The sequence below is a fragment of the Planctomycetia bacterium genome (genome assembly GCA_034440135.1).
GTDB lineage: Bacteria > Planctomycetota > Planctomycetia > Pirellulales > JALHLM01 > JALHLM01.
On the sequence record JAWXBP010000249.1, the window covers coordinates 70,094 to 79,336 of the forward strand.

General features: G+C 61.6%; 9 protein-coding genes. 5 read left to right on the forward strand and 4 right to left on the reverse strand.

Going from position 1 to position 9,243, the window contains the following annotated elements; genetic code table 11:
• Window positions 1–31 precede the first annotated feature (31 nt).
• Both SGJ19_15420 and SGJ19_15425 read right to left on the reverse strand, forming a co-directional pair.
• Window positions 32–1,237: a 2,3-bisphosphoglycerate-independent phosphoglycerate mutase gene (locus SGJ19_15420; GenBank protein ID MDZ4781640.1), complete on the reverse strand. Its 1,206-nt coding sequence runs from the start codon at window positions 1,235–1,237 to the stop codon at window positions 32–34.
• A gap of 93 nt (window positions 1,238–1,330) precedes the next feature.
• Window positions 1,331–2,545, reverse strand: coding sequence for a DNA-binding transcriptional regulator (locus SGJ19_15425; GenBank protein MDZ4781641.1), 1,215 nt, complete (start codon window positions 2,543–2,545; stop codon window positions 1,331–1,333).
• Between the two features lie 256 nt (window positions 2,546–2,801).
• Between SGJ19_15425 and SGJ19_15430 the strand changes: the two genes are divergently transcribed.
• Complete coding sequence (locus tag SGJ19_15430) at window positions 2,802–4,031, forward strand: Tm-1-like ATP-binding domain-containing protein (GenBank protein ID MDZ4781642.1); 1,230 nt, start codon at window positions 2,802–2,804, stop codon at window positions 4,029–4,031.
• Here SGJ19_15430 and SGJ19_15435 read toward each other — a convergent pair.
• Window positions 4,028–4,378, reverse strand: a complete 351-nt coding sequence (locus tag SGJ19_15435) for a hypothetical protein (protein ID MDZ4781643.1) — start codon at window positions 4,376–4,378, stop codon at window positions 4,028–4,030. The two genes, SGJ19_15430 and SGJ19_15435, sit on opposite strands and share 4 nt — an antisense overlap.
• Window positions 4,379–5,036: 658 nt before the next feature.
• Here SGJ19_15435 and SGJ19_15440 point away from each other — a divergent pair.
• From SGJ19_15440 to sucD, 4 genes are all read left to right on the forward strand, one after another.
• Window positions 5,037–5,564 carry a helix-turn-helix transcriptional regulator gene (locus tag SGJ19_15440; GenBank protein MDZ4781644.1) on the forward strand — a complete coding sequence of 176 codons (528 nt, stop codon included), beginning with the start codon at window positions 5,037–5,039 and terminating at the stop codon, window positions 5,562–5,564.
• 145 nt (window positions 5,565–5,709) lie between these two features.
• Window positions 5,710–6,471 (forward strand): uracil-DNA glycosylase, encoded by a 762-nt coding sequence (locus SGJ19_15445; protein MDZ4781645.1) that lies wholly within the window; start codon window positions 5,710–5,712, stop codon window positions 6,469–6,471.
• A gap of 214 nt (window positions 6,472–6,685) precedes the next feature.
• Window positions 6,686–7,873, forward strand: coding sequence for an ADP-forming succinate--CoA ligase subunit beta (sucC, locus tag SGJ19_15450; protein MDZ4781646.1), 1,188 nt, complete (start codon window positions 6,686–6,688; stop codon window positions 7,871–7,873).
• A 139-nt stretch (window positions 7,874–8,012) separates the two neighbouring features.
• Window positions 8,013–8,888: a succinate--CoA ligase subunit alpha gene (gene sucD / locus SGJ19_15455; protein MDZ4781647.1), complete on the forward strand. Its 876-nt coding sequence runs from the start codon at window positions 8,013–8,015 to the stop codon at window positions 8,886–8,888.
• A 17-nt stretch (window positions 8,889–8,905) separates the two neighbouring features.
• Here sucD and SGJ19_15460 read toward each other — a convergent pair.
• The coding region (locus SGJ19_15460; protein MDZ4781648.1) for a hypothetical protein at window positions 8,906–9,243 on the reverse strand (338 nt) is incomplete at its 5' end.

Consider the following 9,243-nt stretch of genomic DNA (forward strand, 5'->3'; position numbering starts at 1 on the left):
CCAACGAGTCGGCTTTGAAGATAGCGATGGCCTACGCTCCGTATTTCCCCATCCGCCCGGCGTTCGACAATGCCAGCGGCATCAGGTACTTCGCTTCGAACTGCCCCAATCCTCCGCGCAGTGCCTGGCTTTCGCCAAAGCCGGTGCAGCCGTCTGGGCGGCAGCAATTAGAGACCAGCAACGTCGGCACTGGGTGCCAACTGTGGCTCTTCAAGTAGCTGGGCGTGCTGTGATCGCCGGTGACGATCAGCACGGTTGGCCCCAGTGCGACGATGTCGGGAATTGCCGCGTCGAACTCTTCGATCCGCTTCACCTTAGCCGGGAAGTTGCCATCCTCGCCGGTGGAATCGGTGTATTTGAAATGCAGAAAGAAGAAATCGAAGTCGTTCCAATGTTGCTTAAGCACCGCCACTTGCTCCGTGAGCGTTTGAGCCTGACCAGCGATCTGCATGCCCACCAGGCGGGCAAGTCCCTTGTACATGGGGTAGACCGCCACGGCCGCCGCGCGGAGGCCGTAAACTTCCTCGTAGGTCGGCAACGCGGGGCGCGCCGCGAAGCCGCGCAGCGTCAGGCCATTGATCTTGGGTTCTGACTTGAGGATGGCGCCAGCCTGCTTGATGAATTCAGCGGCGATCTCCGCGGTCTTCTTGCTCGCGGCGTCGTCGCCGACCGGCGCGAGAGGCGCGACGCCGACCGCTTGCGGATCAGTATCCCGTACGCTGCCGCCCAGTCCTGGCGCGCGAAATACGACGACGAAGCGATGCTCCTTGACCGGCTCGACGAAGATCTCCACGCCCGGAATCTTGATCGCGCGCAACTTGAGGGCGATCGGGGCGCTCTCTTCGCTGGTCGGGCGACCGGCGCGGCGATCACTGATTTTGCCGGCCGCGTCGAGCGTGCAATAGTTGCCGCGCGCAGCCACGTCGTTTGGGCCCAGCTCGAAACCAATGCCGGTCGCTTCCAACGCGCCGCGGCCGATCACGTATAGCAATGGATCGTAGCCAAACAATCCCAGGTGCCCGGGCCCGCTGCCGGGCGTGATTCCGGGCTTCACCGGAATGCTCAGCCCACTGACGCCGCGCCGCGCCAAGGCGTCCAGATTCGGCGTCGCGGCGGTTTCCAACTCCGTCTTGCCGCCAGCTTCCAGGGGCAGCCCGCCCAAGCCGTCGGCCACGAGCATGACGATTTTCGAGTTGTTCGATTGCTTCAATTCACGCGTCAAATCGTGCATGTCCATCGCGGCGTCCTCGGCAAATGTCGGGCGAAATCCAGGCGCTTCGCCGTTGTTTTACCCGAACGTCGCGAGCACGCGAGGGGGAGCCGTGCGGACCTAGACGCGCGCGGCCGTGGAGCTGGGCAGGCTGACGGCGTCGTGCTTGAGCGACGACGCGCTGGTTTGGCGGCGATATTGCGTTGGCGTGACGCCGACTTCGCGTCGAAAGACGACGTTCATGGCTTCCACGAAGTTGAAGCCGGACGCCAATGCCACTTGTGAGACGGAAAGCCGGGTATCGCTGAGCAACTGCTTGGCGCGCTCGATCCGCACCCGACGAATCTCCGCGGCGGGCGAACGGCCGATGGCCTTCTGGAAGCGTTGTTCCAGCAGACGCCGGGAGAGCGATGTTGCCTCGACGACATCGCCGACGCCGATCGGCCGGTGCAGATTCGTGCGGATGAATTGGAGCGCCTCGGCCAACGGACGATCTTCAATCGCCAGCGTATTGGTCGATTGGCGCTGAATTACGCCGCGCAACGGCACCAGGACAGGTTCGCTGGGCGCCGCCTCGCCTTCCATCATTCGTGCCAGCAAATGGGCGGCTTCGTAGCCAACGCGCCGCGGATTGTGGTCAATGCTGGAAAGCGGCGGGATCGACACCTCGCTGGTCAAGGCGTCGTATTCGCCGCCAAGGACAGCGACATCCTCCGGCACGCTCAACCCCGATTCCCGGCAGGCTTCCGTCACCTGGCGGGCGCGAATGTCGTTCCACGTCAGCAGCGCCGCTGGTTTCGGAAGGCTGCGAAGCCAGGGGATCAGATCCGAGATTTCGGCCAACCAGCCGACGCGATTGCCTGAACTGCGTCGGGCCTGATAGACATGACAATTTCCACCAGCCTGCGCGATCGCCCCTTCGAACGTGGGGCCCAAGCGGTCCTCGTAGCCATGGCGGGGATCGGGACCGAAATAAGCGAAGTTGCGAAAGCCGCGGTCGAGAAAATGCTGGGCGGCCAGGCGGCCGACCGCGGCTTCGTCGGCGGTGACCTGGGGAATCTCAAAATCGCGGAGCCGGATCCAGGAGACATTGACGGCCGGCAAACCAGCGGACTTAACGTCTTCTCCCAACAACGGATGCGTCACGCGGGCGATAATCCCATCGCCGTGCCAATCGCGCGGCATTCGCAGCCGCTCGTGTCGCCCTCGCGGCTCGACGAAGATCGACCACTTGCCGTGTTGCCGGGCGTACTCGGCGATCCCGGCGACCATCTCCGCGCCCCAGGTCGTGGAGGTCTCGATCAGGATCGCGACGCGTTTTAACTCCGTGCTCATAACTTCACTTCAACGCTGTGCTTTCGAGCGGTACATGGAGGCACTGACCGCTCTGGAAATAGCATACCACGCACCGGAGAAAATTGCGCGTTCTCGCAAGTGCAATGCGCATTTTGCGCTAACTCGGCGGTTCACGCCATGGTTTGGCGGATTAGGTTCTCCCCGAGGCTGGTTGTCGGCCCGTGAGAGCCCTATTCTGACGCCCAGCCGCGTATTCGACGTGAGCCGAAGCTTTATTGAACACCGGTCGACGGGAATGCGACCTATGCCGCCCGATATTTACGCCATTGCCACCATGGATACGAAAGGCGACGAGTTGGCATACGTCGTGACGCTCCTGCGAGCCGGCGGCGGAACGTGCGTAACGGTGGATGTCAGTACCACCGGCGGCGGGGCATATCCTGCGGACGTGACTCGCGAGACGGTCGCCGCAATGCACCCCCGCGGCGCGTCGTATGTGCTCGAACAGCAGGATCGCGGCCAGGCCGTGGCGGCGATGAGCGAATCGCTGGCGCAGTTCCTGCGATGCGAACACGAGGCGGGCCGCGTGTCCGGGGCGATCGGCCTCGGCGGCAGCGGAGGTACGGCCCTCATTGCACCGGCGCTGCGCGCCTTGCCCATTGGGCTTCCGAAGGTAATCGTCTCCACGGTGGCCAGCGGCAACACGGCCGCTTATATCGGGCAGAGCGATTTAATTCTGATGCCATCCGTGGTCGATGTCGCTGGCTTGAACACCGTCTCGCGCCCGATCCTCGCTAACGCGGCACAGGCGATCCTGGGCATGGTGCGGCAGCGGACTTCGTTGCCAACATCAACAAGACCGGCAGTCGGCCTGACCATGTTCGGCGTCACCACGCCGTGTGTCACGGCGGTGCGGCAGTCCTTGGAAGCCGACGGCTACGATTGCCTGGTGTTTCACGCTACGGGCACAGGCGGTCAGACGATGGAGCGACTGGTCGCCGAGGGGCTAATCACCGGCGTGATCGATGTCACCACGACCGAAGTGGCGGACGAAGTCGTCGGCGGTGTGTTTCCCGCCGGTCCGGCGCGGTTCGAGGCGATCCTCGCAGCGCGGGTTCCGTATGTCCTCAGCGTCGGGGCCTTGGACATGGTGAACTTCGGCGCGATGGAGACCGTCCCGCCGCAATTCCGTGACCGGCGCCTGCACGTTCACAATTCCCAAGTCACCCTGCTGCGCACGACGCCGGACGAAAACCGCCGCTGCGCCCGGTGGATGGCCGATAAACTGAATCGCTCCACCGCGCTACTACAGTTGCTGATTCCAGAACGCGGCGTGTCGATGCTTGACGCGCCCGGACAACCGTTCTTCGATCCGAAAGCAGACGAGGCGCTGTTCGGCGAGTTGGAAAGCGCCATCGAACAGACGCCAGCACGTAAGGTGAGGAGACTTCCGCACCACATTAATGATCGAGAGTTCGCCGCGGCGCTCGTCGAGGCGTTCCGCGCGGCGGTCGCGAATCGCTAGTTCGACTGGCCATTCCGCCGCGAAATCGCGTTCGCGATCCGCACATACTGCCGCTTGTAAATGATGGACGTCGCTTTGCCGAGCAGGACCGGCACGCCGAGGATGGCGATGCCGTACAGCCATTGGACACCTTGATTCATGCCCCGAGGGCCGAGCGCACTTTCGATCTGCTCGCACACGGACATCATGATCATGCATGAGACCGCCATGACCGCCAACACGGTGAGCCAGCCGCCGAGCAGGATCAACCACTGGGCGCTATTCATCTCGGAAAGCGGCACGCCTCGCCGCCGGTCGATCGGCGATTCCTGATGCGTCTTGGGACTGGCGTAAGGGTTGTCGTCCATCGCGCTCCCGTACGTCAGGCTTTCCAGCCTGACTGGCACAATAGCTTTGGAAACGAAAAGTCAGGCTGGAAAGCCTGACGTACGACACTTTACCAGAATACGTGCTGAATCCGCATTTCTGAAAATCCGCGCTCGGCTCTTGCCCGTCTCTATATGTGGGTCTACTATGAATCGTCGTGGGGCGAACCGGAGAGCGACCGGGTCGCCTGCAGGCAAATGGAAAAGCGGTCCAGCTTTTTCCGCCGCCGCGTTGGCTTGGGCAAGAAGCGAACGCACAATTGGCAAGTCTGTGCTGGTCCACGGTTCGCGAGGACTGTACCTGGCAGGCTGGCTTGAGGAGTCAAAAAAGCCTTGAAGGCTGGTGTCTTGGAAACGCCGTTGCGCGTCCGGACACAGCAAGCGCGGATGTCTCACTTCCGATTACGGCGCCGTTTGGTGCTGTTATCGGTGAGGGATAGGCATTCGGGGTAATGGCGCTTGCGAAGCGGCGAAATCGCGATCTTGCTGATTCTAAGCCCATCCTATTCGAGGGGCTTGTCAGACGAATCCGATCCCAGGCGTGAGTGCGCCCATGATGCGCCTGCGCTTCGCTAAGTCTTTATTTCCAGCACGGCGATGACTCCGCCAAGGGGCAGCGGACATAGAAGGGCACTACACCATGAGCATGCCGGACTACGACGCAGGATGTTACGAACAAGACCATCGCCCGCAGGTGACGGTTCACCGGCTCCCTCGGGCGTGGCAACGCATCAACACCGTTCGCAAACAACAGGGCGTTTCGCTGCGCAAGGTCGCCCGACACTTGCACACCGACGTTCGCACGTTGCGACATGAAGAAGAAGAAACCACGGACCTGACGATCAGCCGACTCTATGAGTGGCAGCAGGTCCTCGAAGTGCCGATCTCGGAATTGTTGATCGATTCCGAGGCGCCTCTGTCCAGCCCAGTGCAGGACCGAGCGCGTTTGGTCCGGATCATGAAAACGGTCGGGGCGATCCTCGAGAAGGTCAAGGATCCCTCGGTCCGTCGCATGGCCCAGAACCTCTCGGACATGCTGGTCGAGATGATGCCGGAATTGAAGGACGTGGGCGCCTGGCATTCCGTCGGCCAGCGCCGCACCTTGGACGAAATGGGCAGGATCGTCGAGCGATCCTACTCCGAAGAAGTGTTTCGCAATCTGCCATGAGGCCCCGCGCGGCCAGTAACTGAGTTGGGGAAATGCAGAATGCTCATGGCCCCGGGAACTGTGTTCCCGGGGCCATGTTTTTTGGCTGGCCCTTTGGCGCGGCTGACGCCTCGTCCAATCGCGAGTGTCCGCTATACTCGGCGGCATGACGGATCGCACTCAGCTTCGCCGCCTGGCCGCGCAACAGTTGGAAAGCCTCGCTCGGGCCGGCGTGACGCACTTGCCGCGCGTGGCGACAAAGACACGGTCCAAGTTGCCCGCAACACCGCCCGCTGAGCCCCCGCCTTCCGCCCCGGCGGTCGTGGCGGAGGTGAGCGCAGCGATGTCGCGTGAAGGTCGCGCCGCCGCACTCAAGGTGCTGCAAACCGAAGTCGCCGGTTGCACGCGCTGCCAGGAGTTGGCCGCCACGCGGACGCAAACCGTGTTCGGCGTCGGCAACATCACGCCGCGCCTGGTCTTCATGGGCGAGGCCCCAGGTGCGGACGAAGACAAGCAAGGGATTCCGTTCGTCGGCCGCGCCGGCCAATTGTTGACGAAAATCATCGAGGCCTGCACCTTGCGCCGCGAGGACGTGTATATCCTCAACACGCTCAAGTGTCGCCCGCCGGAAAACCGCAATCCCGAGCCGGACGAAGTCTTGAACTGCCGCGGTTTTTTCGAGCGGCAGATCGATCTCCTGCAACCCGAATACATCTGCTGCCTCGGCGGCGTGGCGGCAAAGTCGCTGTTGAACTCGGAGCTGTCGATCGGCAAGCTCCGCAAAACGTTCCACCAATACCGCGGCATCCCGGTCCTCTGCACCTACCACCCGTCGTACTTGTTGCGCAACCCCGAAGCCAAACGCGACGTCTGGGAAGACATGCAGCTGTTGATGAGAAGGATGGGAATTGTGCTGCCAGGCAAATGACGAAGTTCTAAATCTGAATGTCGAATCAAATCTGAATGACGAATGACTAAAGGAGTTCGTGCGATCCCCCAGCTTTCGTCATTCGGATTTCAAATTTGATTCGACATTCCGATTTAGAAATTCGTCATTCCCCTTACCCCTCCCGCCCGTTGACCGCCCTTCTCCGTCGCTTCTATAATCCGGCCTCACTGACACCGCAAGCGAGCATCCTGCGATGAAGATTCACGAATACCAGGCGAAAGAACTCCTGCGCAAAGCCGGCGTGGCAGTGCCGCGCTGCCTTGTGGCGCGAACGCCGGATGAGGCCAAGGCCGCTTACCAGCAACTTGGCGGTTCGATCGCGGTCGTCAAGGCGCAGATTCATGCCGGCGGCCGCGGCAAGGGGACCGTCAAGGGCAATGACAAGCAGCGCGGCGTGCAGCTCGTAAAGAGCGCCGACGAAGCCGCGCTGGTTGCCAAGAATCTGATCGGCCAGGAATTGGTAACGATTCAGACCGGTCCCGAGGGACGCATCGTCAACCAGGTGCTCGTCGAGGAAGGCTGCGACATCGGCCGCGAACTGTATCTCGGCATCGTGGTCGATCGCGCCTCGTACGGCCCGGTGTTGATGGTCTCCAGCGAAGGGGGCGTCAATATCGAGGAAGTCGCCGAGAAGACCCCGGAGCTGATTTTCAAAGAACGCTTCGACCCAGCTTACGGGTTGCAAAGCTATCAGGTCCGCAAGCTCTGCGAGAAGCTCGGCATCACCGGCGCGAGCGTCCGCTCGGCCGAGTCGTTCATGAAGGGCTTGTGCAAGTTCTTCGTGCAAAGCGATTGCAGCCTGGCGGAAATCAATCCGCTAGTGGTGACAAAGTCCGGCGAGCTCATTGCCCTCGACGCCAAGATGACGTTCGACGACAACGCGATGTTCCGCCACAAGGACTTGCTGGAACTGCGCGACCTGAACGAAGAAGAACCGCTGGAAATCAAGGCCGCCAACGCCGGCCTCAGCTACGTGAAACTCGACGGCAACATCGGCTGCCTGGTCAACGGGGCCGGACTGGCGATGAGCACAATGGATCTCATCAAGCTGCACGGCGGCGAGCCGGCCAACTTCCTCGACGTTGGCGGCGGCGCGAACGAGGCGCAAGTCACCGAGGCCTTCCGCATTCTGCTCTCCGACAAGAACGTGAAAGCGGTGCTGGTCAACATCTTCGGCGGCATCATGCGATGCACGACGATCGCCAACGCGGTGGTCGCGGCCTACAAGTCGGTCGGCTTCAACGTCCCGCTTGTCGTACGACTGGAAGGCACTGAAGTCGCCGAAGGCCGCAAGATCCTGGCCGAAAGCGGCGCCGCGATCATCAGCGCCGAAGGCCTGACCGACGCGGCCAAGAAAGTGGTGGCCTCCGTGAGCGCGTAGTCCGTTTCGACATAGTTTGAAGTTTTCAGTGTTCAGTTTTTGTCAACTCGCTTTCCACTGAAAACTGAAAACTGAAAACTGAAAACTGAAAACTCTTTCCCATTCGTCATTCAGATTTAGAAATTCGACATTCCCCACCATGAGCATCCTCATCAACCGCGAGACGCGCGTCATTTGCCAAGGCATCACCGGCAAGGTGGGCGCGTTTCATACCAAGGGGTGCAAGGAATACGGCACCAAAATGGTCGCCGGCGTCACGCCTGGGAAGAAAGGCGAGCAAGTCGAAGGCGTCCCGGTCTTCGATACGGTTGACGAGGCGGTTCGCGAAACCGGCGCGAATGCCACGATGATCTTCGTACCGCCGGCCTTCACCGCTGACGCCATACTGGAAGCGTGCGACGCCGGCATCGGCGTGATTATCGCGATCACCGAGGGCGTGCCGGTCCTCGATATGGTCCGCGTTTACGAGGTCATCAAACGCAGCAACTCGATCCTCGTCGGGCCGAATTGCCCCGGCGTGATCACGCCCGAGGAATGCAAGATCGGCATCATGCCTGGCTACATTCACAAAAAGGGCCCGGTCGGCGTGATGAGCCGCTCGGGCACGTTGACCTACGAAGCGGTCTGGCAATTGACCAGTCTCGGCCTCGGACAATCGACCTGCGTGGGCCTCGGCGGCGATCCGATCGTCGGGATGTCGTTCATCGATCTCTTGAAGCTCTACCAGGCCGACCCGGCCACCGAAGCCATCCTGATGATGGGCGAAATCGGCGGCACCGCTGAAGAAGAGGCCGCCGCGTACGTGAAAGCCCACGTCACCAAGCCGGTCGCGGCATTCATCGCTGGCCGCACCGCGCCGCCGGGCCGCCGCATGGGTCACGCCGGCGCGATCATCTCCGGCGGCAAAGGCACGGCCAAAGAAAAAGTCGCCGCCCTTCAAGACGCTGGCATCGAAGTCGCGGATAGCCCCGCCGACATGGGCGCAGCCCTCGTCCGCGCCATGAAGCGCAAATAAATCGCACTCCTTGCGATCTAGGGCTTGTGCGCGACGAGTACAATCTGCCGCGCGAAGTCGACTGAGATCAGCCGAAACAGCCACCCGAAGAGATACCTTCGCAGCAGCTTGCGATGCAGCGGGTCGTGATAAATGCGCACGATGCGAGTCACTTCGAACCCAGCTCCTTCGACGAGCGCCCCGAGCTCGTCGTAACAAATCGGCGTCTGATGCGTGACGTCGCGCAGGTACGCCATCGGAAAAAACGTGTTCGGCGTGCTGAGCACGAGCGTTCCGCCGGGCTTGAGAGCGCGAAGTATTTCGCAGAGCCACGGCGTAATCGCTTCGAGCGGCAAGTGTTCGATCACTTCCAGCG